Origin of the sequence: Burkholderia sp. Ac-20349 (assembly GCF_017104865.1) — a bacterium.
In the GTDB taxonomy this organism is placed as follows: domain Bacteria; phylum Pseudomonadota; class Gammaproteobacteria; order Burkholderiales; family Burkholderiaceae; genus Burkholderia; species Burkholderia aenigmatica.
In genome coordinates this window covers 1-20252 of record NZ_JAAGPM010000070.1, presented here as the reverse complement: position 1 = coordinate 20252, position 20252 = coordinate 1, and the positions used below count along the sequence as shown (strand labels likewise).

At 65.6% G+C, this 20252-nt stretch carries 21 protein-coding genes and 1 tRNA gene; 13 read left to right on the top strand and 9 right to left on the bottom strand.

All coding sequences use genetic code 11. The annotated features are described in order from the left end of the window. The first annotated feature begins 302 nt into the window (after positions 1 to 302). Both G3N61_RS22320 and G3N61_RS22315 read left to right on the top strand, forming a co-directional pair. The gene (locus tag G3N61_RS22320; RefSeq protein ID WP_043184807.1) at positions 303 to 2321 is read left to right on the top strand and encodes a site-specific DNA-methyltransferase; all 2019 of its coding nucleotides are present in this window, start codon (positions 303 to 305) and stop codon (positions 2319 to 2321) included. Beyond that, entirely contained in the window at positions 2321 to 5347 is a 3027-nt protein-coding gene (locus G3N61_RS22315; RefSeq protein WP_089449612.1) for a DEAD/DEAH box helicase family protein, read from the top strand. Before G3N61_RS22320 ends, G3N61_RS22315 begins: the two co-directional genes overlap by 1 nt. A 256-nt stretch (positions 5348 to 5603) precedes the next feature. On the opposite strand, the gene G3N61_RS22310 is transcribed toward G3N61_RS22315, so the two are convergent. From G3N61_RS22310 to egtB, 5 genes are all read right to left on the bottom strand, one after another. Continuing rightward, positions 5604 to 5984 (bottom strand): hypothetical protein, encoded by a 381-nt coding sequence (locus tag G3N61_RS22310; RefSeq protein ID WP_205823603.1) that lies wholly within the window; start codon positions 5982 to 5984, stop codon positions 5604 to 5606. 188 nt (positions 5985 to 6172) lie between these two features. Further along, positions 6173 to 6427 (bottom strand): hypothetical protein, encoded by a 255-nt coding sequence (locus G3N61_RS22305; protein ID WP_205823602.1) that lies wholly within the window; start codon positions 6425 to 6427, stop codon positions 6173 to 6175. Between the two features lie 37 nt (positions 6428 to 6464). Beyond that, positions 6465 to 6767, bottom strand: a complete 303-nt coding sequence (locus G3N61_RS22300) for a hypothetical protein (protein WP_089449610.1) — start codon at positions 6765 to 6767, stop codon at positions 6465 to 6467. Between the two features lie 297 nt (positions 6768 to 7064). Further along, positions 7065 to 8078 (bottom strand): L-histidine N(alpha)-methyltransferase, encoded by a 1014-nt coding sequence (gene egtD, locus G3N61_RS22295; RefSeq protein ID WP_205823601.1) that lies wholly within the window; start codon positions 8076 to 8078, stop codon positions 7065 to 7067. Beyond that, positions 8062 to 9285 (bottom strand): ergothioneine biosynthesis protein EgtB, encoded by a 1224-nt coding sequence (egtB, locus tag G3N61_RS22290; RefSeq protein WP_089449608.1) that lies wholly within the window; start codon positions 9283 to 9285, stop codon positions 8062 to 8064. Before egtB ends, egtD begins: the two co-directional genes overlap by 17 nt. Positions 9286 to 9835: 550 nt before the next feature. Between egtB and G3N61_RS22285 the strand changes: the two genes are divergently transcribed. Next, positions 9836 to 10312, top strand: coding sequence for a carboxymuconolactone decarboxylase family protein (locus tag G3N61_RS22285; protein WP_043184798.1), 477 nt, complete (start codon positions 9836 to 9838; stop codon positions 10310 to 10312). Continuing rightward, positions 10312 to 11193: a sigma-70 family RNA polymerase sigma factor gene (locus G3N61_RS22280; protein WP_043184797.1), complete on the top strand. Its 882-nt coding sequence runs from the start codon at positions 10312 to 10314 to the stop codon at positions 11191 to 11193. The genes G3N61_RS22285 and G3N61_RS22280 overlap by 1 nt, the downstream gene beginning before the upstream one ends. Before the next feature lie 102 nt (positions 11194 to 11295). Here the strand turns inward: G3N61_RS22280 and G3N61_RS22275 are convergent, their stop codons facing one another. After that, the gene (locus G3N61_RS22275; protein WP_043184796.1) at positions 11296 to 11799 is read right to left on the bottom strand and encodes a DUF2628 domain-containing protein; all 504 of its coding nucleotides are present in this window, start codon (positions 11797 to 11799) and stop codon (positions 11296 to 11298) included. 319 nt (positions 11800 to 12118) lie between these two features. Then, positions 12119 to 12195 (bottom strand) — tRNA-Val (locus tag G3N61_RS22270). Positions 12196 to 12780: 585 nt separating this feature from the next. Between G3N61_RS22270 and G3N61_RS22265 the strand changes: the two genes are divergently transcribed. From G3N61_RS22265 to G3N61_RS22240, 6 genes are all read left to right on the top strand, one after another. Beyond that, a complete protein-coding gene (locus tag G3N61_RS22265) occupies positions 12781 to 13035 on the top strand; it encodes a hypothetical protein (RefSeq protein WP_205823600.1) in 255 nt (84 codons plus the stop codon). 25 nt (positions 13036 to 13060) lie between these two features. Next, a complete protein-coding gene (locus tag G3N61_RS22260) occupies positions 13061 to 13372 on the top strand; it encodes an immunity 53 family protein (protein ID WP_043184793.1) in 312 nt (103 codons plus the stop codon). 17 nt (positions 13373 to 13389) lie between these two features. Further along, the gene (locus G3N61_RS22255) at positions 13390 to 13707 is read left to right on the top strand and encodes a hypothetical protein (RefSeq protein WP_241017854.1); all 318 of its coding nucleotides are present in this window, start codon (positions 13390 to 13392) and stop codon (positions 13705 to 13707) included. A gap of 187 nt (positions 13708 to 13894) precedes the next feature. Further along, positions 13895 to 14521: a hypothetical protein gene (locus G3N61_RS22250; RefSeq protein WP_205823598.1), complete on the top strand. Its 627-nt coding sequence runs from the start codon at positions 13895 to 13897 to the stop codon at positions 14519 to 14521. A gap of 37 nt (positions 14522 to 14558) precedes the next feature. Beyond that, positions 14559 to 15470, top strand: a complete 912-nt coding sequence (locus tag G3N61_RS22245) for an Imm72 family immunity protein (protein WP_205823597.1) — start codon at positions 14559 to 14561, stop codon at positions 15468 to 15470. Positions 15471 to 15485: 15 nt separating this feature from the next. After that, positions 15486 to 15803 (top strand): hypothetical protein, encoded by a 318-nt coding sequence (locus tag G3N61_RS22240; protein ID WP_043184788.1) that lies wholly within the window; start codon positions 15486 to 15488, stop codon positions 15801 to 15803. Positions 15804 to 16617: 814 nt separating this feature from the next. Here the strand turns inward: G3N61_RS22240 and G3N61_RS22235 are convergent. Further along, complete coding sequence (locus G3N61_RS22235; RefSeq protein WP_205823596.1) at positions 16618 to 17376, bottom strand: anti-sigma factor; 759 nt, start codon at positions 17374 to 17376, stop codon at positions 16618 to 16620. Continuing rightward, positions 17373 to 17894 carry a sigma-70 family RNA polymerase sigma factor gene (locus tag G3N61_RS22230; RefSeq protein WP_034200555.1) on the bottom strand — a complete coding sequence of 174 codons (522 nt, stop codon included), beginning with the start codon at positions 17892 to 17894 and terminating at the stop codon, positions 17373 to 17375. The genes G3N61_RS22235 and G3N61_RS22230 overlap by 4 nt, the downstream gene beginning before the upstream one ends. Before the next feature lie 156 nt (positions 17895 to 18050). Between G3N61_RS22230 and G3N61_RS22225 the strand changes: the two genes are divergently transcribed. The 3 genes from G3N61_RS22225 (at position 18051) to G3N61_RS22215 (ending at position 20043) form a co-directional block, all read left to right on the top strand. Next, positions 18051 to 19145: a catalase family peroxidase gene (locus G3N61_RS22225; protein WP_205823595.1), complete on the top strand. Its 1095-nt coding sequence runs from the start codon at positions 18051 to 18053 to the stop codon at positions 19143 to 19145. Then, positions 19145 to 19675: a cytochrome b gene (locus tag G3N61_RS22220; protein ID WP_205823594.1), complete on the top strand. Its 531-nt coding sequence runs from the start codon at positions 19145 to 19147 to the stop codon at positions 19673 to 19675. Before G3N61_RS22225 ends, G3N61_RS22220 begins: the two co-directional genes overlap by 1 nt. A 221-nt stretch (positions 19676 to 19896) precedes the next feature. Beyond that, positions 19897 to 20043, top strand: a complete 147-nt coding sequence (locus G3N61_RS22215) for a hypothetical protein (protein ID WP_205823593.1) — start codon at positions 19897 to 19899, stop codon at positions 20041 to 20043. The last annotated feature ends 209 nt before the right edge of the window (positions 20044 to 20252 follow it).

The window sequence follows — 20252 nt, the reverse complement described above, 5'->3', positions numbered from 1 at the left end:
CCGTCCGGGATTCTCCATGCGGGCACGCCGGCGCTTGGCGCCGACCGTGCCCTTTTTTTCGTCCTTTCCGGCGTACCGCCGGGGACGCCCGCCAGGCGGCCGTCGGCCGGCCATGCGACAACCGGCCCGAAGCCGCTTGCGGCCCGTCCGGCGGGCGATCGCGGCCGATGTCCGCACGATCGCCCCACATCGGCGCTTGACCTCGGACGATCGACTCGATAGCGTTTCGGGTTTGCCCGGGCGGCCGTTGCCGCCGGTGCCGCGAGCGCGCCCGACGTCCTGGCGCGCGCGGCCGGGCTCCGATGGAAAAGACGATGCAGAAACTCGATGCGGCGAGCCCGCAGGCGATGTCGACCGATTTCACCGCCGACAACGTCGCGCGCCTGAAGGCGCTGTTCCCCGAACTCGTGACCGAAGGCCCCGGCGGCGCGTCGGTCGACGTCGACGTGCTGAAGGCGCTGATCGGCGAACGCACGGTCGGCGACGCCGACGAGCGCTACGGCTTCCACTGGCATGGCAAGCGCAGCGCGCGCCAGGCCGCGCTCACGCCGTCGACGGGCACGCTGCGGCCCTGCCCCGACGACAGCGTCGCGTGGGACGACACGCGCCATCTCGTGATCGAGGGCGACAACCTCGACGTGATGAAGCTGCTGCACAAGAGTTACGCAGGCAAGGTGAAGCTCGTCTACATCGACCCGCCGTACAACACCGGCAGCGATTTCGTCTATCCGGACGACTTCAGCGACAGCATCCGCCACTACCTGGCGATGACCGGGCAGACCCAGGGCGGCGTGAAGCGCAGCACCAACACCGAGGCGAACGGCCGGTTCCACACCGACTGGCTGAACATGATGTATCCGCGCCTGAAGCTCGCGCACGCGCTGCTGTCCGATGAAGGGCTGATCGCCGTCCACATCGACGAGCACGAAGTGCACGCGCTGGTGCTGATGCTGCGCGAGATCTTCGGCGAGGAGAACGAGCTCGGCGTGGCCGTGTGGGACAAGCGCAACCCGAAGGGCGACGCGCGCGGCGTCGCGTACCAGCACGAATCGCTGGTGCTGTTCGCGCGCAATGCAGAGACGCTGCTCGAACAGGCGCCGCTCAAGCGCCCGAAGCGCAATGCGCAGCGCATGCTCGACGCCGCGCACGACGCCGTGTACCGCAGCGGCAACGCGAAGGACGCGCAGAAGGCGTATCGGGCATGGATGAAGGCGCAGACCAACCTGTCCGGCGGCGAGGTGATGTACGACCGGCTGTCGGAAGAAGGCCGCGTGTACCGCCTCGTGTCGATGGCCTGGCCGAACAAGAAGAAGGCGCCGGAAGAGTATTTCACGCCGCTGATCCACCCGGTCACCGGCAAGCCGTGCGCGATGCCGGCACGCGGCTGGCGCAACCCGCCTGCGACGATGCAGGCGCTGATCGAGCGCGGCCAGATCGAATTCGGCGCGGATGAAAGCACGCAGCCGCAGCGGATCTACTACCTCGACGAGAACATGTACGAGAACGTGCCGTCGGTGCTGCCGTTCGCCGGCTCCGACGACGCGCTACTGAAGACGCTCGGGATCCCGTTCGACCTGCCGAAGCCGGTCGATTTCGCGGCGGCCGTGATCGGCTGGTGCACGCGCGGCGACGACATCGTGCTCGACTGCTTCGCGGGCTCCGGCTCGACCGGCCACGCGGTGATGCAGGTGAACGCGACCGACGGCGGCGCGCGCCGCTACGTGCTCGTGCAATTGCCCGAAGCGCTCGACCGCCGCGACAAGACGCAACTGGCGGCCGCCGATTTCTGCGCGAAGCTGAAGAAGCCGCTGACGCTCGCCGAAGTCACGAAGGAGCGCCTGCGCCGTGCCGCGCAGCAGGTCGCGCGCGACTATCCGGAAAGCTATGGCGACCTCGGCTTCCGCGTGTACCGGCTCGACACGACCAACGTGATCGAGTGGGACCCGCGCCGCGACGACTTCGACCACGCCCTCTTCGCCTCCGTCGAGCACGTGAAGACCGGCCGCACCGAGGACGACCTGCTCGCCGAGCTGACGCTGAAGCTCGGCCTCGACCTGTGCACGCCGGTCGAGCATCACCAGGTTGCGGCCAAGACCGTGCACCTGATCGGCCGCTCGATCGTCGCCTGCTTCGATGCGCGCATCGCGCGCGACGACGCGGGCCCGCTGGCCGACGGCATCGTCGACCTGCTCGACGCGACCGGCACGACGCACGACGTCACGTGCCTGTTCCGCGACAGCGGCTTCGTCGACGACGTCGCGAAGCTCAATCTCGCCGCGCTGCTCGAACAGCACGGCGTGAAGCGCGTGCGGAGCCTGTGATGCGGCTGCATTTCGAAGCGGATCTCGACTACCAGCGCGAGGCGATCGATGCCGTCTGCGACCTGTTTCGCGGCCAGGAATCGTATCGCGGCGACTTCAGCGTGCTCGCGAACGCCGCCCCCGGCACGACGGCCGCCGCGCAGGGCTCGCTCGGCTTCGCGGTGTCGGAACAGGGCGTCGGCAACCGGCTGTCGCTGACCGACGACGCGCTCGCGCGCAATCTCGCCGACGTGCAGCTGCGCGGCGGGCTGCCGCCGTCCGGCCTGCCCGGCTCGCGCGACTTCACCGTCGAGATGGAGACCGGCACCGGCAAGACCTACGTGTACCTGCGCACGATCTTCGAGCTGAACCGCCGCTACGGCTTCACGAAGTTCGTGATCGTCGTGCCGTCGATCGCGATCAAGGAAGGCGTGCACAAGACGCTCGCGATCACCGAGGATCACTTCCGCGCGTTGTACGCGGGCGTGCCGTACGACTACTTCCTGTACGACTCCGCGAAGCTCGGCCAGGTGCGCCACTTCGCGGCGAGCGCGGCGATCCAGGTCATGGTGATGACGGTGGCCGCGATCAACAAGAAGGAAATCAACAACCTCTACAAGGACAGCGAGAAGACCGGCGGCGAGAAGCCGATCGACCTGATCCGCGCGACGCGGCCGATCGTGATCGTCGACGAGCCGCAAAGCGTCGACGGCGGGCTCGAAGGCCGCGGCCGCGAAGCGCTCGCCGCGATGGCGCCGCTCTGCACGCTGCGCTATTCGGCCACGCACGTCGACCGTCACCACATGGTGTACCGGCTCGACGCGGTCGACGCGTACGAGCGCAAGCTGGTCAAGCAGATCGAGATCGCGTCGGCGATCGTCGAGGATGCGCACAACAAGCCGTACGTGCGGCTCGTGGGCGTGTCGAACCGGCGCGGCGCGATCAGCGCGCGCGTCGAGCTCGACGTCGCGACGACGGCCGGCGTGAAGCGCCAGATCGTGACGGCCACCGACGGCGACGATCTCGAACGCCTGACCAAGCGCGCGCTGTACGCGGGGCTGCGGATCGGCGAAGTGCATGCGGTGAAGGGTGCCGAATACGTCGAGCTGCGCCATCCGGAAGGCGAGGCGTTCCTGTCGCTCGGCGAGGCATTCGGCGACATCGACACGCTCGCCGTGCAGCGCGAAATGATCCGCCGCACGATCCGCGAGCATCTGGACAAGGAGCTGCGCCTGGCCGAACGCGGCGTGAAGGTGCTGTCGCTGTTCTTCGTCGATTCGGTCGAGCGCTATCGCCGCTACGACGAGAACGGGATGCCCGCGAAGGGCGACTACGCGCTGATCTTCGAAGAGGAATATGCGCGGGCGGCGCGCGTGCCGGCCTACCGCGCGCTGTTCGACGGCGTCGACGTCGCGCTCGAAGTCGGGCGCGCACACAACGGCTACTTCTCGATCGACCGCAAGGGCGGCTGGACCGACACGAGCGAAAGCAGCGCCGCGGCCCGCGAGAACGCGGAGCGCGCATACGGCCTCATCATGCGCGAGAAGGAAGCGCTGCTGTCGTTCGACACGCCGCTGAAGTTCATCTTCTCGCACTCGGCGCTGAAGGAAGGCTGGGACAACCCGAACGTGTTCCAGATCTGCACGCTGCGCGACATCCAGACCGAACGCGAGCGCCGCCAGACGCTCGGGCGCGGGCTGCGCCTCGCCGTCGACCAGGACGGCGAACGCGTGCGCGATGCGGGCGTGAACACGCTCACCGTGATCGCGACCGAGCGCTACGAGTCGTTCGCGGAGAACCTGCAGAAGGAAATCGAGGCCGATACGGGCATCCGGTTCGGGATCGTCGAGGAACACCAGTTCGCGGCGCTGCCCGTGCAGGAAGGCGACGGGCCCGCGCATGCGCTCGGCGTCGAACTGTCGTGCGTGCTGTGGAACCATCTGCACGAACAAGGCTACGTCGACGCGCAGGGCAAGGTGCTCGACCGGCTGAAGGACGCGCTGCGCCAGAGCGCGCTGGTGCTGCCCGATGCGTTCGAAATGCTGCGCGCGCCGATCGTCGCGACGCTGCGCAAGCTGTCGGGCCGCTTCGCGGTGCGCAACGCGGACGAGCGCCGTGCGATCGCGCTGCGACGCGACGCGTCGGGCAAGGCCGTCGTGTTCGGCGAGGAGTTCCGCGCGCTGTGGGACCGCATCCGTCATCGCACCGTGTACCGCGTCGAGTTCGACAACGCGAAGCTCGTGCGCGACTGCGCGGCCGCGCTGCACGCCGCGCCGGACATCGCGCGCGCCCGGCTGCAGTGGCGCAAGGCCGAGATCGACATCGGCAAGGCCGGCATCGAGGCGATCGAGGTGGCCGGCGCCGGCACGGTGCTGCTCGACGAAGGCGAGCTGCCGCTGCCCGACCTGCTCACCGAGCTGCAGGACCGCACGCAGCTCACGCGCCGTTCGCTGGCGACGATCCTGGCCGACAGCGGCCGGCTCGAGGATTTCCGCGTGAATCCGCAGCAGTTCATCGCGGTCGCGGCCGATGCGATCAACCGCTGCAAGCGGCTCGCGCTGGTCGCGGGCATCGCGTACCGCAAGCTCGGCGAGCGCCACGTACATGCGCTCGAATCGTTCGAGAGCGAGGCGCTGACCGGCTATCTGCGCAACCTGCGGCCCGATGCGCAGAAGTCGATCTACGAAGCGGTCGTGTGCGAGACGGACGCGGAGCGTGCGTTCGCCGATGCGCTCGAGGCGCACGACGGCGTGAGGCTGTACGCGAAGCTGCCCGCGTGGTTCCGCGTGTCGACGCCGCTCGGCAGCTATCACCCGGACTGGGCCGTGCTCGCGGAACAGGACGGTGGCGAACGGCTGTACTTCGTCGTCGATACGCCGAATGCGGACGGCAACGTGCCGAGCGAGCACGAGCGGGCGAAGCTCGCGTGCGGCGAGGCGCATTTCCGGGCGCTGGTGGACGGCGACGGCGCGGCGCGCTTCGTGCGCGTCAGGCAGGCGGACGCCTTGTTTGAACCTGCGGTGCCGCTGGCGGGCGCCGGGCGATAAAGCGAAGGGCGGCGATGAGCCGCCCTTTTTTATTGGTCGTTTCGACGCGGCCGGGCGCGCTTGCGATCCGCACGCTTCGCGCCGGTTTCCTGCCTGTCATCCACGTGTAAGCGTTCCGTATTCGCGCCCGTTCGCCGCGCGGTTACGGCTGGTTGCAAATCGGGTCGGCACGATGTTTTCGCGCGACAGCCGCGTGGCATTTCCGCCATGAAAAAAGGGCGCCGAAGCGCCCTTCCATCGCATTTGCGCGCCGCGCTTAAAGCGTGCGGCCCAATGCGTGGTGATGCGAATGATGCGTGGTCGTCGACGCGTGCGTGGCATGGCCATGCGCATGTCCGTGCGTGTGACCGTGGCCCGGCTGCACGCCGGCGCGATCGGCGATCGTGTCGGAGCGGTCGGCCGCGCGCGACAGGCCCTTGTCGCGGTCGCCCGCGTGCATGCTATTCGAGTTGCTCATCGCCTGGCCGCTCATGTGGCCGGCGGACATGCCGCCTGCATTGCCGCCCAAACCGCCTGCACCGTGACCGCCGCCACCACCGTTTCCGCCGCCATTGCCGCCGGCTGCGGCATACGCGGAAACCGTGCCGAGCGCGAGCAGCGCGGCCATCAGTACGGACAGGTATCGTTGCTGTTTCATCTTGTGCTCCCTGGAGCGCGTTCGTGTGACTGCATTCTATGAACGCGCAAAATTCGCGCCACACGACGTTGTAAATGATCGTAACGATGCGCGCGGCGCGCATTCATCAGATCAATCAGGATGGTGCGTGAACGGGGATCGAAGCAGGCGGGCGCGGCGCCGCTGCGCCGCCCCGGTGACGAGGGTGCTTACTGCGCCTGCTGCATGCCCTGCGCGGCGGCCTTGTGCTGCGCGGCCTCTTCTTGCGCGTGCTTCTTCGCCATGTGGTGACCGACGATACAGCCGCCAACCGCGCCGACGACCGCGTGGTGCCCCGCATAGTGGCCGGCCACACCGCCGACCACCGCACCCTTCATGCAGCCCGCCGCATGCGCGCTGCCGATGGTGGCAAGCGCAACGACGGCAGCGGTGGCGCACAGCCTGATGTGTCGAATGGGCATCATGTGTTCACTCTCCTCTTGTTGTGTTCAGTCGAACCGCTTAATCCCAGCGGCCGCCGCGCCAACCGCCGCGATCGTGCCATTCGTGCTCGCGCCATTCACGGCGGCGCCACTCGTGTTCGCGCCATTCGCGCTGACGCCAGCCATCGCCGCGCCAGCCGTCATCGCGATAGCCGACCGGTGCGTACATGACCGGCGGCGGCGGCGCCACGTAGACGGGCGCCGGCGCTGCATAGGCCGGTACGCCGATGCCGACCGACAGGTCGACGTGAGCCGATGCGACGCCCGAGGCTGCCAGCGCCGCTACACCGAGAACTGCACCGAGAATGAGTTTCTTGTTCATCTCGCGACTCCCTGCACGTGTCGTGCGTCATGTGAATACGGTTCGGAGTCTAGGCACCGGACACGGACACAGGTGAAACGGGTATGCGAGACAGGTAACGGACGTTTACGGGTGCCCGCAAAGCCTTGCCGGACAAGCGAGAGGCGGCATTCTACGCACCGTTTCAACCGTGCGTCGGGCCGGTAAAACGGGGATTTTCGGCACGAAGCCGCACGATCGGGCACGCGCCGGCGTGCGCGCGAATGCGCCGAAAGCGAACCGCCCGCATCGTACGCGAGCGGTTCGCCGGCGCGCGTGTCACGCGCGGATATCGTCGACGCTGCGCAGCCAGTGCACGCTGAACAGGTTGTCTGCGTCGGTCCACACGGTATCGGGCTCGAATCCTGCGCGGCGCGCGATCGCATGGAAGCCGTCGATCGTGAACTTGTGCGAATTCTCCGTGTGGATGCGTTCGCCTGCGTCGAAGCGGAGTGCGTGGCCGCGCACGTGCACGGTCTGCGCGATGTCGCTGACGAGATGCATCTCGATGCGCTGCCGCGTGCTGTCGTAGAACGCGCAATGCGAGAACGCATCGACGTCGAAATCCGCACCGAGCTCGGCGTTCGCGCGCACCAGCAGGTTCAGGTTGAACTGCGCGGTCACGCCCTGCGCATCGTTGTACGCGTCGTGCAGCGTGCGCGCGTCCTTCACCAGATCGGCGCCGACCAGCAAGCCGCCGCCGCGCAGCAACCGCGCGGCATCGCGCAGGAACGCATCGGCTTCTTCCGGCGAGAAGTTGCCGATCGTCGAACCGGGAAAGAAGCCGATGCGCCGCGCCGGTACCGCGGTCAGCTCGGCCAGTTGCTCGGCCTTCGTGTAGTCGGCCGCGATCGGCGCGACGTCGAGCCACGGATACGCGGCACGCAGCCGCGCGGCAGCGTCGTGCAGATAGTCGGCCGAGATGTCGACCGGCACGTAGCGCGCCGGCGCATTCGCATAGTTGCCCGCGAACGCGTCGAGCAGCACGCGGATCTTCTCGAGCGAGCCCGCGCCGAATTCGACGAGTTCCGCATGCGGGCCGACGCGCCGCACGATCTCGGCCGCGCGATCGCGCAGGATGCCGAGCTCGGTGCGGGTCGGGTAATACTCGGGCAACTCGCAGATGCGATCGAACAACGTGGAGCCGGCCGCATCGTAGAAGTATTTCGGCGGAATGCTGCGCGGCGTGCGCGACAGTCCGTCGATCAGGTCGCGCTCGAACGCGCTCGGCCGCGAATCGCGGGCGGGTTGCTGGCCACCGCTCGTGGCCGTCTGGTCAGACGTCTCGCGCAAGTCGCACTCCCGTGAATTGCCAGCGCGCGGCCGGCGGAAAGAAATTGCGGTACGTCGGCCGTTCGTGCCCGGGCGGCGTCGCGATGCTGCTGCCGCGCAGGACTTGCTGGCCGACCATGAACTTGCCGTTGTATTCGGCCGCGACACCCGCGAGCGGCCGAAAGCCCGGATACGGCTCGTAGGACGAGCGCGTCCATTGCCACACGTGCCCGAGCATCTGCCGGATGCCTTCGGCGGGGAACGCGGCTTCCCATTCGAATTCGGTCGGCAGGCGTGCGCCGGCCCATTCCGCATACGCGGCCGCTTCGTAGAAGCTCACGTGGCACACCGGCGCGTCGGGTGCGAGCGGCTCGACGCCGTGCAGGCCGAACGTACGCCGCACGCGCGTGGCGGTCGCATCGTCGTCGTCGGGCATCCAGTACGCGGGCCCTTGCCACCCTTCCCGCTGTACCGTGGCCCAGCCGTCCGACAACCAGAACTCGGGGCGCGTGTAGCCGCCGTCGGCGACGAACGCTGCAAATTCCGCGTTCGTCACCAGGCGGTTCGCGATCTCGTACGGCCGCACGAGCGCCGTATGGCGCGGCCGTTCGTTGTCGAACGAGAACGCATCGCCGTCGTGGCCGATCTCGACGAGCCCGCCCGGCTGGTGCAGCCAGTGCCGCGCGCCGGCGTCACCCGCGGCCATTGCACCCGCATCCGTCCCGTTGCGCGGCCGGAAGGCCGGCTTCAGCGGGTTGCACGAGAACGCGTGCAGCATGTCGGTGACGATCAGCTCCTGATGCTGCTGTTCGTGATGCAGGCCGAGCACGACCTCGGGCGCGATCGTCTCGAGCAGCGCCGCATCGGCACCGGCCAGCGCGCGCAGCATCGCATCGTCGACGTACTGCCGGTACGCATGCACTTCGTCGAGCGACGGACGCGTGAGCAGCCCGCGTTGCGGCCGCGGATGGCGCGGGCCGAGCGCTTCGTAATAGGAATTGAAGAGGAACTGGAAGGCCGCGTCGAACGGCGCGTAGCCGGGCACGCGACGCATCAGCACGACGGTTTCGAAGAACCAGGTCGTATGCGCGAGGTGCCATTTCGTCGGACTGGCGTCGGGCATCGACTGCACGGCCTGGTCTTCGGCGGAGAGCGTCGCGGTCAACGCGACACTATGCGCGCGCACGTTCTGGTAACGGCGCTGAAGCTGTGATGCAAGGAGGCTCATCGGTTTACCGTCCACGTCGCGATTCGCTGCGTTGCGTTGCCGGAAAAAGGAAAGCCTTGCGCGTGATGCGCGCGGCTGACGTGCGACCTGCTGCTGCGTCGTCGGGCAGCCGGCGCGCGCGCCGGGCCGCACATGCGGCGTCACTTCATCTGCCCGTGCAGAACAGTATGGGCTAGAAATGTGAATGCTGCTGATCGAGATGCGGACGAAACGGCTGCGAAATGTAAATGTAAGTAACCGATCTCCTGCCAATTGCTGACATCAGCGCATATCGCGGTGCGGGCGTCGCCCGTTGCGATCGGCGCACGCCGCGGGCCGTTCACGCGGCGGCGATCGTCACCATGACGTGAACGCGGAATCGTCTGACCTGCACGGGCGCACGAAGCATGCTCGCCGCATTTTTCGCGTTCGACGCGCACCCTGCCCGCCCTTGCCCGACAGCGTTCCGCGCCGGTCCGCTCGACGATTTCGAAAAATTTTTTCGCCGATGTCACATCCGCGGGGGGCTCGCTCGTCATATCACCGGAACCCACACGAAAGGAGAAGGACCATGACTGCGAAACTCAATCCGTTTGCCGCCGCGCCCGCCCTGATGAAGAACTGGATGACCGTTTCGGTCGCCGCCGCGCAGAGCCTCGAGCCGACGCTGATCGAGCTGGTCAAGATCCGCGCGTCGCAGATCAACGCGTGCGCGAACTGCATTAACATGCACACGGCCGAGGCACGCGAGCAAGGCGAGACCGAGCAGCGCATCTACCTGCTGTCCGCGTGGCGCGAAGCGCCCTGCTACACCGATCGCGAACGTGCAGCGCTCGGCTGGACCGAAGCACTCACGCGGCTGTCGGAGGGCCACGCGGCGCACGACGCAGCCTACGCGGCGCTGAACGACCACTTCAGCCAGGAGGAACAGGTGAAACTCACGCTGATGATCAACGTGATCAACGGCTGGAACCGTCTCGCGGTCGGCTTCGGGTTGTGGATCGATCCGGCCGACGCGAAGGCCGCCGCCGCGAAGATGGTGGCCTGATGCCGAACCTCGACCCGGCCAAGGGCAGCGCCGAAGAACGGGCCGATGCGGCCGCGAGCTTCGACCCGCTGCGCCGCACGCTGATCCGCGTCGCGTACCGGATGCTCGGTTCCGTCGCGGATGCCGAGGACATGGTGCAGGAGGCGTTCATCCGCTGGATGGACGTCGACCGCACCGAGGTGCGCGTACCGGAAGCGTTCCTGCGCCGCATGGTGATGCGGATGTGCCTCGACCAGCTGAAGTCCGCGCGGCACCAGCGCGAGACCTATGTCGGCCCGTGGCTGCCCGAGCCGGTCGTCGAGGAAGATGAACAGGAAGACGTCACGCTGCCGCTGCTGCTCGCGCTCGAACGGCTCTCGCCGCTCGAACGCGCGGCGTTCCTGCTGCACGACGTCTTCGGTGTCGAGTTCGACGAAGTGGCCACGACGATCCAGCGCGACCCGGCCGCATGCCGGCAGCTCGCCGCGCGGGCCCGCACGCATGTGCGCGAGGCGCGGCCGCGTTTCCATGTCGAGAAGCAGCGCGGGATCGAATTGGCGGAAGCGTTTTTCGCGGCGTCACGCAGCGGCGACATGCGCGCGCTCGGCGCGATGCTCGCCGAGGACGTGAGCCTGCATTCGGACGGCGGCGGCAAGCGCACGGCCGCGGGCAAGCCGGTGTTCGGTTTCGAGCGCGTGATGAAGGTGCACGAGCATCTGGCCGAGCTGTTCGCCACGCATGCATCGAAACTCGTGCGCGCGGGCTTCATCAACGGGCTGCCGGGCATCGTCACGCTGGAATCCGACGGCGAGCTGCAGACCACGGCGCTCGAGATCGAGGACGGCAAGATCGTCGCGATCTATGTCGTGCGGAATCCTGACAAGTTGAAGCATCTGCACTGAGTGCGACCGGATCGTGCGTCGGGTGTGCCGTGCGCACGCGCGGCCGCGATGCGCCCTTTCCCCGTCCTGCCGCCCTGCTTGACCAGCCGCCGGTTCCTGCGATCAATACGTCCCGGCCACCATGTAGATCAGAATGCCGAGTAACGGCGTTGCCACCGCGAAACCGGCCGCCGCGAGCCAGTTCGTGCCGCCCTGCGCTTCGAGCAGCGCGAGAAACGATTCACGCGACGTCGCGTTCGGGCGCAGCTTCTCGATCTGACGTTCGACGTGCGTCTTGTAGAGGCTGTTCCCGTACCAGCCGAGCGACACCGCGATCCCGATCGTGACCGGGTCGAGCGTGCTCGATTCGAAGTATTTCGGGAAGAACAGCAGCTCGACCAGCGTGATCGAGAGCGACGCGCCAAGGACGGCTGCCGCCTGCCAGTACATGGATCGATACGCCATCCAGACCGGGCCCAGGAAACAGGCTGCCCAGTTCCACGACAGCCGGTTCTTCCGCGACGCGGCGATCTCCCATTTCCGCTCGAACCAGGCGGCTTTCTTGCCGACGTAAGCGGCGATTTCGTCGTTGCTCGCGGACGATGTGGCGGTCGTGACGTCGGACATGGTCGTGTGCTCTCAGTCGCGCGGCTCGCGCGTCGTTGTTTTGATGCGGTTCGGAAGCGGTGAAGATCGAACGGCGTACGAAGCAGCCGCTTCGGTCGCACACGATTCTACCTGCCGTGCAGCGTCCGTCGTATGGCAAGTCGAGGTGTCGGTGAGGCAGGATGCGATGCCGGGGATCGCGCAACGCATCGGGGCGACATGCGTTGTTTCGGCCGGAAAAAGAAAAACGCCACGCGATGTTGCCGCGTGGCGTTTGTATGTTGGCGAGCCGCATTGCCTGTAGGCAAGTTGTGCTGCCAGACCCCTTCATTTTGTTCGTTGGTAGGCTCGATTGGATTCGAACCAACGACCCCCACCATGTCAAGGTGGTGCTCTAACCAACTGAGCTACGAGCCTAAGAAGCCGCGAATTATAGAGAGCGTTTTTGAGGAGCGCAAGCCCTTTCGTGAAAATTTTTTGAATCGGGGTGCGCGGGGGCCGACGATCGATGCTGACTCGCGATGCCGGGATCGCTGGCTTCAGCGGTTCGCATCACAGCAAAACGCGTCGACGCGCTGTGGGGTTATCCACATTGGCCTCTGGATAACCGTCCGATAAGCCTCTGGATTCACAGTGGAACGATTGAGGATATGTCGCCGCGGCTGTAAATCGACGAAAAGTTGTTCTGTGCTCCCCGGAGCTGTTCACGTGCGACACCCAAGGTTATGCATCCTGCTTCCTGTCGAGAATTCATGGGGTTAGGGACGTTATCCACTGTGAGGCACAGGGTTTGTTAACTATCACTACGTATGTATACGAACTCTGTTAACACCTTTGGATAAGCACAGTCCGCCGACTGTGATCCGTGCAGGATATGCACTGCGTGCAGCGATCGGATAAACGAAACGGCAAGCTGTGAGGGCATCGGACGATGCGCGAACCGCTGTGTCTGTAGAATCGCCGGCATTCAGGATGCGAGGGTCTGACGCACAGGCTCACGACATGAGCGATTCTTCGATGACCCGGCTCGACGCACTCGAGATCGATACCGTCGTACACCGGTTGCAGCGACACCCGGGCGACATCGTGTTCGAGCAGCGCGTGTCGATGCCGGAGGCCGATGTCCTGTGTTGCCGCTACAAAGGCGAGCGATTCAACGTGAAGTTCGATCTCGACTACGGGGTGTTCGTCGATCGGGTCGGGAAGCTGTCTCGCCGGGACATCGAAGAGATCGTCAGATGGCTCACCACAACGTGAGTCGGACGATGAGGGGCACAGGCACATGATTGATTCACTGACTGCGCTGCAGCGCTGGTACGCATCGCGCTGCGATGGCGTGTGGGAACACGCGCACGGCATCGAGATCGCCACGCTCGACAATCCGGGATGGGAGGTGAAGCTCAGCGGCGCGTCGTCCGGCAAGGCGATCGATCTGGCGATCGAGCGCGACGAGTCGGACTGGATATCCGTTCGCGCGACCCAGACTGAATTCGCCGGCTATGGCGGCCCGGGCAATTTGCCCGAGCTGCTGGCGCTCGCGGTCGAGTGGATCGACGGAAGCGCGACGAATGACGAAGGGCGAAGCGATCGATGAAGGCGCCTGTCAATGAGATGCTGGTGACGGACATTGCCAGCCACGTTGCGGTGGTCGTGACCGACGCGGAGTCTTCCGTCGATGCGCTGGCCCGGTTGGGCTTCGTCCGGCAAACCGATCGCTGGGAACGCGCGATCGCAGACGATACCGACCGCCGGGCGCTCGTGGCCGCGCTCGTCGAGCTCGATGCGCTGTTCTCCGCGGGCCGCGACTGGAGCCCGCAGGCGCTCGTCGAGTATTACCGGGGGATCGGCGTCGTTCGCAGCGCGTATCGTTCGATCGCATGGCGCGGGCCAGGGCAGGCCATCATCGAACGCCACGAATGTGGCGTGTGATCGATCGACGTTTTCACGACGCGATGAAACCGAAGAAAGAGCAGGGCGACGCGAGCGGCGCTCGCAATGGGAGCAGGTAATGGGATCGAGAGTTTGCCATCGGCACGGCGACAATTCGACAGCGACAACGTCGACGGGCGTTGCCGCACACATCAGGCTGCGCGGGCAGTGTGCGCCCGGCGAGCTCGTGAAGGTCTCGCTCGACCGGCCGAGATACAGCCGGGAGATGTGGATGCTGCGCGCTGAGCTCGACGCACACGAGGTCGATGCGACCTTTGTCGATCGGGTCGCACACGTGAAGGCATTTCCGAAGATCGCGGCGCTGGAGCGCTTGCGCGCGTATGTGTGTCTGGCGTGCCTGGACGAACTGCTGGTGCGCTCCGGCGAGACACCGCATAAACCGACGACGAAGGAGCAGGCGTTCGATACGTCCGTCGTTTCGGCGAATGCGAAATGGCCTCGCCATTTCGCGCGATGCGAGCTTCACGGCTTGATCCGGCCGACGCGGGCCTCACCGGATATCGAAACCGCGATTCTGACGATCGACGTGATCCGCGATTGTCACGTCGTGCGGGTGATCGATGCCAGGGGGGAGGGTGAATCCACGTACTGGTTTGACGAAGCGTTTCTGCGCAAGGTGTTCGGGCCGGATATCGACATCGTTGAATCGACGTTCCGGATCGACGATCAGGCCAGGTTCACGACGCTGTGGGACGCCGGTGAGTACGTGTGTCCGGTGTGTCTGCGGGAGGTGTTGAAACGCAGCGGCCTGGGCAACGACCAAACCGACGTGAACGCAACGGCGCAATCATGATGGACAGACAACCGGCACCGTTGCGCGAGGGTCAAGGATGACGGACACGATCTGGCGGGACGACCCGACTGACCGCCTGACGGACGACGCGGCGCGGCGCAAGATTTTCTGGCTGCTTCAACGCGTGAGCAGCCTGTCGCTCTGGACGCGCAAGCGCGACGCGTTTGCGCGATTCGCGAACGCGTACGAGCATGCCGTGAACACGTGGCCCGATGGCGATCCGGAGGCGATTCAGGACACCCACTTTCCGGCCATCGCCGACATTCTCGCGGTTTACGATCGAGGGCTGACCGAGTTGGCCCGAGGGAACCGGCGTGTCTGGAAGAGCAATGGGCCTTTCGAGGACCTGTTCTGGAAATATCACCATCTGAACGCGTATTTCTACCCTAATCCCGATTACTGGGATCGCGGTGGGCAGATTGCCCCATACCCGCCGAAGATCGACGCGCTGGCCCAACTGCTGCACGCGTCGGAATACCAGATGGACCATGCGCCGTTCGACCCGGGCAATCGATTCGGCGATACGGCAAAGCTGCGTTCGGCCAATCTCCTGCTGTCCCCGGATGCCTATGGGCACGGCTTCTACACGCTTCCGTATCCGGTGTTTCCGGCGGATCTGCCCGAGGTTCCGCAAGCCGTGGGCCAGGTGATCAAGACCGGCCAGAAAGTGCCGTGCGATGGCATCTGGGAGCCAGTCGTCTTCGAGTGGTCGAAGCGGCCGGGCATCCTGCCGATCATCAAGCGCAGTGCGCGCAACGACGGTTGCTTCAATTATTTCATTCGAGGCGTTCGAGCGCCGCACGTCAGGGATGATCTCAGGGGATTGTTCATCCGGGCGCGCTGGCGATTGTTATGGGAAGACCGGCGTTACGTGGACGGCGTCGTCCCCGACGAATCGCAGTATTTCCTGGAGCCGCAACAGGTGCCGCAGACGAGCGCGTGCCCGTGATATTCGGAGAACACCATGAGCAAGTTGAATTTCGGCACGGTCGATCGATGTTCCGTCCGGCTCAATACCGCGACGCTGCTCGGCCTGAAGGCCGCCTATGAGGATTTTGCGAAGACCGGGCAGGACCTGCGCAACTTCGAGATCTGCATCGAGGATGAAAGTGCCGCCAGAGTCGATCCGAAGCCCGAGGACGCCATCATCGGCGTGACGTTCTCGGCGAAGATGCCGCCCGGCATGCGCGGGCTCGGTAACGCGAGTCCGCTCGGGACGTCGATCAAATATGTCGTTTCTCCGGAAACCGGCGAGATCCTCAGGGTTTATCTGACCAAGTGACTTCGGAGGCGGTGAAGGGGGCCGCCTTCGGATGTGGATAACCGCGATACCAAACGACGAGAAACGCTGTGCAAGCAAGCGGTGAGCATGCATCCGGATCGCAAGCCGGGCGTGGATCCGGGCGAATTCTGACCGTGACACGCCGATCCGAATGCGCAAGTGCACGACTGGATGGCGGGCTACCGGTTCTACGACGTGGGCACATGCGGAATGCGCATCGCGTTTCATGCGCCTGCCGGCGGCTACGTGTGGACAACCCGCGCACCCAATCAGTCGAATCGCTGTGCGCCGAACGGGTGAGCGCCGTGCATTCGACTACATGAATCGGCCCGAACGCGTTGTCTGGCAAGACCTGTCAGGAATGGAACCGATGATGCGGAAAGCCTTTGCGTGATTCGTCGTGATGGAATGCCTTGTGGATATCGAGAAGTCAAAGCACTCGAAGGCCTGTGCATTCGGCGAGTGAGGGTAATCGAATTCGGAGCAGGTGTTCGCGCTATCTCACGGGTTGTGGATATCGCACGCCAAAGCAACCCGAAACGCTGTGCAGGCCGAAGATGGGCGAGCCGACCGATGGCCGCGCGCGGTGCCGCCATGATCGATGTGGATATCCTGTTCCGCAGCGACTCGAAACCCTGTGACCTCAAAGGGTGAGGGCACCGGAGGCGCGCCGGTGTGGACAACCGACCAGGAAAGTCAATCGAAACGCTGTGCAGGCGAGCAGTGAGCGTGAGCACGCTCAAGCCAGCGAAGCCACCGCGTTCGAGGCGCTGGCGGCCGCCGGGGCCCGCCAGCAGGGCGCGCATTGTACCGCTCAAGTCTGCTGGTCGAGCGCCTGCACGACCGCTTTCTCCGCGAGGCTCCCGGCTGGCCCGACCACTGCATAGTTGAGCCCGTTCACCGACCCATACCGTGCCAGCAGCGTGCCATCCACGCGTTGCCCGGCCGGCAGCAGCCGATGTACCGATTCCGCCGGCCGCAGATAAAAGCTCAGCGTTCGCCCGGCTGCGTCCTCATAGAGCACCATTGCAGCCGTGGCCCCGCTGTCCGTCGTGAACAACCGTCCGCCGACCGGCCTGAACCCCGCCGCGCTCAAATCCGGCAGCTTCGCCGATGCGCCTACGCGCCGGGTGAGCCACCCCTGCAAATCTCCCGCACCCGTCGGCCGGTAATCGACCTTCGCCGTCTGATCGACCACCATCATCCGGTAGGCCTCGACCGCATCGCTCATCGGCGCGATGGGCGGCGGCGCGTTCCACCCGCGCGCCTGCCACCCGCCCAACGTCCCCAGCCCGACGCAGAACACGAACGAAGCCGCCATCGCGAACCGCATCCGCGTGCGTTCCACGCGCCGTCCACGAATCGCCGCCGGATCCAGCGCAGGGTTATCCGCCGGCATCCGCACGCTCTCAAGCGCGGCCCGCAACCGCTGCGCATCCTGCTGCCATTGCTTCACCTGTTCCGCGCGCTCCGGATGCAGCGCGAGATAGCGCTCGACCGCGGCGCGCGCATCGTCGTCGAGCTGATCGTCGACGTAGGCCTGAAGGTCGTGTTCGTTCGGAGGCGTGTTCATTTCTTCATCAACCGGAGAGAAGGAGCGGGAAGCTCGCCGTCGCTGAGCTGGCGCAGCGCCTGGCGCGCGCGGGAGAGCCGCGACATCACGGTGCCGATCGGCACGTCGAGCAGGTCAGCGACTTCCTGATAGGTGAAGCCCTCGACCGCGACGAGCAGCAGCAGGCTGCGCTGCTCGTCCGAGAGCCGGCCGAATGCTTCGAGCGTCGCGCGCGCCGCGAATTCGCGTTCGGCGGACGGCCAGTGCGCTTCGTCGTCGTCGCGGATGCGGCCGAGCAGCCACGCGTAGCGCTTCGCGCTGCGTTTGCCGTCGAGAAACTGCCGATACAGGATCGTGAAGAGCCAGCTGCGCAATGACGCGTCGTCGCGGCGGCTCGTCCAGCGCGACAACGCGCGCTCGAGCGTCGACTGGACGAGATCGTCGGCCGCGTGGACATCGCGCGCCAGCCAGAGCGCGAAGCGTCGCAGCCTGGGGATGAGTTCGCGCAGCGCGTCGTCGTCGAGGGCGGTGGAGGGCATGGCCGGGCCGGTTGCCGAATGGGTCGAGATGCTGCGTAGGACGCCGGTCGGCGCCGCTTATTCCACCAGCATAGGAAAAATTTTTTCGTGGAATAAAGCGGTGGGGGCGGCGTCCTACGCGGGTTCGACAATGACCTGACGGTCGGGAGCACATTCATGGAGCGATCTTCTTCCTCTTCTTCGCCGCAGCGCGAGCCCGGGCGCGGCGGGTGGCGCTGGGCCGCGATCGGCGGCGCGGTGGCCGGCGTGGCCGTGGCGTTCGGGTACGTCGGCGGGTGGTTCGCGCCGGCGCGTCTGACCCCGCACCGGATCGTCGATGCGTTGCAGACGGCCGGCGGCGGTGCTCATCCGGGCTTCCGGCGCAATCACGCGAAGGGCGTGTGCGTGACCGGCTACTTCGAAGGCAATGGCGCCGCGAGCGCGTATTCGGTCGCGCCGTTCTTCAAGGCGGTGCGCACGTCGGTGGTCGGGCGCTTCGCGTTGCCGGGCGGGAATCCGTATGCGCCGGACAGCAGCGTGCCGATCCGCAGCCTCGCGCTGAAGCTCACCGCGCCGGACGGCGAGCAATGGCGCACCGGGATGAACGCGATGCCCGTGTTTCCGGTCGCGACGCCGCAGGCGTTCTACGCGCAATTGCTGGCGACCCGGCCCGATCCGAAGACGGGCAAGCCCGATCCGGCGAAGGTGAAGGCGTTTTTCGGCGCACACCCGGAGACGGGGGCGTTCCGCGAGTGGGTGAAGGGTGCGAAGCCGAGCGCGAGCTACGTCACCGAAAGTTATTACGGATTGAACGCGTTCTACTTCGTCGATGCGGCCGGCAAGCGCCAGGCGGTGCGGTGGCGCGTCGTGCCGGAGCAGACGGCCGGCGCGGGGGACGTCGCGACGGCGGCGGATCCGAACGTGTTGCAGCAGGACGTGACGCAGCGCATCGCGGCCGGTGCGCAGAAGTGGAAGCTGCTGGTCACCTTGGCGGAGCCTGGCGATCCGGTGGACGACGCGACGAAGGTCTGGCCCGCGCAGCGCACGACGATCGATGCGGGCACGCTCGTGCTCGACCGCGTGGAGGCGCAGGACAGCGGGCCGTGCCGCGATGTGAATTACGACCCGACGGTGCTGCCGCAGGGGATTCAGGTGTCGGGGGATCCGTTGCTGGCGGCGCGGTCGGCGGCCTATGCGGATTCGTATCTGCGCAGGACGAGTGAAGAGGCCGGCGTGGCAGGCGTGGCCCGGTTGAGTGCGGAGGGACGGTGATGAAGGCTTCTACTACGTTTGGTGTGCCGGCGCGGGTGCTGCACTGGGTGATGGCCGCGATGATCATCGCGATGCTGTTCATCGGGGTGGGGATGGTGGCGTCGGTTTCGGAGCGGCATGCGGTCTTGGTGGCGATTCACAAGCCGTTGGGCATCGCCGTGCTGGTGCTCGTGTGCGTGCGGATCGTGGTGCGGGTTCTGTCGAAGCCGCCGGCATTGCCGGAGGATCTGCCGTGGTGGCAGAAGGTTGCCGCGCACGGGTCGCATCTCGTGCTGTATGCGCTGATGCTCGCGATGCCGCTGATCGGATGGGCGATGCTGTCGGCGGGCGGGTATCCGGTGACGCTGGTTGATGGTGTGCAGCTGCCGGCGCTGGTGTCGGCTGATCCGGTGACCTTCGCGTGGCTCCGGGTCGCGCATCGGGTGCTGGCGTATCTGTTCTTCGCGACGTTCCTCGCGCACTTTGCCGCTGCGCTGTATCACGGGCTGATTCGGCGCGACGGCGTGGTGAGGGCGATGGTGGGGCGGTGAGCGACGGAGCGTTGCGCGTCCGATGCGGCGGGGCTGTTTCCGGGCGACCGAGACTGCTCCCGCCGTGTCGCTTATATATGACCATTGGAGAGGTTCAGCGACCCCCGGCACTGCATGTCAAAATAATTTCACAAAAGGGGTTGCGGAGATGGAAGCGGGTGCTTAGAATCACGCCTCTTTCGCGCTAACGGAAACGCAGCGCGGGAGAAAGAAGGGAAGCGGTGCTGTTGAAGTCGGTTTTAACGACTCCAGTGCACAAGAAATTAAACCGCAGTCGTCGCAACGAAGTAGTTAAAAAAGTTGTTGACGAGTTTGAAAAAATGGTTGATAATCTCGCTTCTCTGCTGCTGAAAACGCAGCGCTGCTGAGAAACACGAAGTTCCTCGCAGAAATGCTCTTTAAAAATTAACAGCCGATAAGTGTGGGCGCTTGATGGAAGCGAGCTGATCTTCGGATCAGATAGCGAAAGTATCAAGAGTCTCACACTAAAGTAAGTCAGGTTTATGAAGCAATTCATATTCCTGTCAGCTTTGAGTGAGCGACCGGTTCTTAACTGAACCGAAAACAGTAACAGGTT

Excerpts from the sequence above, each read along its gene's own strand:
- G3N61_RS22320 (WP_043184807.1), top strand. The coding sequence starts at position 303 with ATGGAAAAGACGATGCAGAAACTCGATGCGGCGAGCCCGCAGGCGATG.
- G3N61_RS22315 (WP_089449612.1), top strand. The coding sequence starts at position 2,321 with ATGCGGCTGCATTTCGAAGCGGATCTCGACTACCAGCGCGAGGCGATC.
- G3N61_RS22310 (WP_205823603.1), bottom strand. The coding sequence starts at position 5,984 with ATGAAACAGCAACGATACCTGTCCGTACTGATGGCCGCGCTGCTCGCG.
- G3N61_RS22305 (WP_205823602.1), bottom strand. The coding sequence starts at position 6,427 with ATGATGCCCATTCGACACATCAGGCTGTGCGCCACCGCTGCCGTCGTT.
- G3N61_RS22300 (WP_089449610.1), bottom strand. The coding sequence starts at position 6,767 with ATGAACAAGAAACTCATTCTCGGTGCAGTTCTCGGTGTAGCGGCGCTG.
- egtB (WP_089449608.1), bottom strand. The coding sequence starts at position 9,285 with ATGAGCCTCCTTGCATCACAGCTTCAGCGCCGTTACCAGAACGTGCGC.
- G3N61_RS22285 (WP_043184798.1), top strand. The coding sequence starts at position 9,836 with ATGACTGCGAAACTCAATCCGTTTGCCGCCGCGCCCGCCCTGATGAAG.
- G3N61_RS22280 (WP_043184797.1), top strand. The coding sequence starts at position 10,312 with ATGCCGAACCTCGACCCGGCCAAGGGCAGCGCCGAAGAACGGGCCGAT.
- G3N61_RS22275 (WP_043184796.1), bottom strand. The coding sequence starts at position 11,799 with ATGTCCGACGTCACGACCGCCACATCGTCCGCGAGCAACGACGAAATC.
- G3N61_RS22265 (WP_205823600.1), top strand. The coding sequence starts at position 12,781 with ATGAGCGATTCTTCGATGACCCGGCTCGACGCACTCGAGATCGATACC.
- G3N61_RS22260 (WP_043184793.1), top strand. The coding sequence starts at position 13,061 with ATGATTGATTCACTGACTGCGCTGCAGCGCTGGTACGCATCGCGCTGC.
- G3N61_RS22255 (WP_241017854.1), top strand. The coding sequence starts at position 13,390 with ATGCTGGTGACGGACATTGCCAGCCACGTTGCGGTGGTCGTGACCGAC.
- G3N61_RS22245 (WP_205823597.1), top strand. The coding sequence starts at position 14,559 with ATGACGGACACGATCTGGCGGGACGACCCGACTGACCGCCTGACGGAC.
- G3N61_RS22240 (WP_043184788.1), top strand. The coding sequence starts at position 15,486 with ATGAGCAAGTTGAATTTCGGCACGGTCGATCGATGTTCCGTCCGGCTC.
- G3N61_RS22235 (WP_205823596.1), bottom strand. The coding sequence starts at position 17,376 with ATGAACACGCCTCCGAACGAACACGACCTTCAGGCCTACGTCGACGAT.
- G3N61_RS22230 (WP_034200555.1), bottom strand. The coding sequence starts at position 17,894 with ATGCCCTCCACCGCCCTCGACGACGACGCGCTGCGCGAACTCATCCCC.
- G3N61_RS22225 (WP_205823595.1), top strand. The coding sequence starts at position 18,051 with ATGGAGCGATCTTCTTCCTCTTCTTCGCCGCAGCGCGAGCCCGGGCGC.
- G3N61_RS22220 (WP_205823594.1), top strand. The coding sequence starts at position 19,145 with ATGAAGGCTTCTACTACGTTTGGTGTGCCGGCGCGGGTGCTGCACTGG.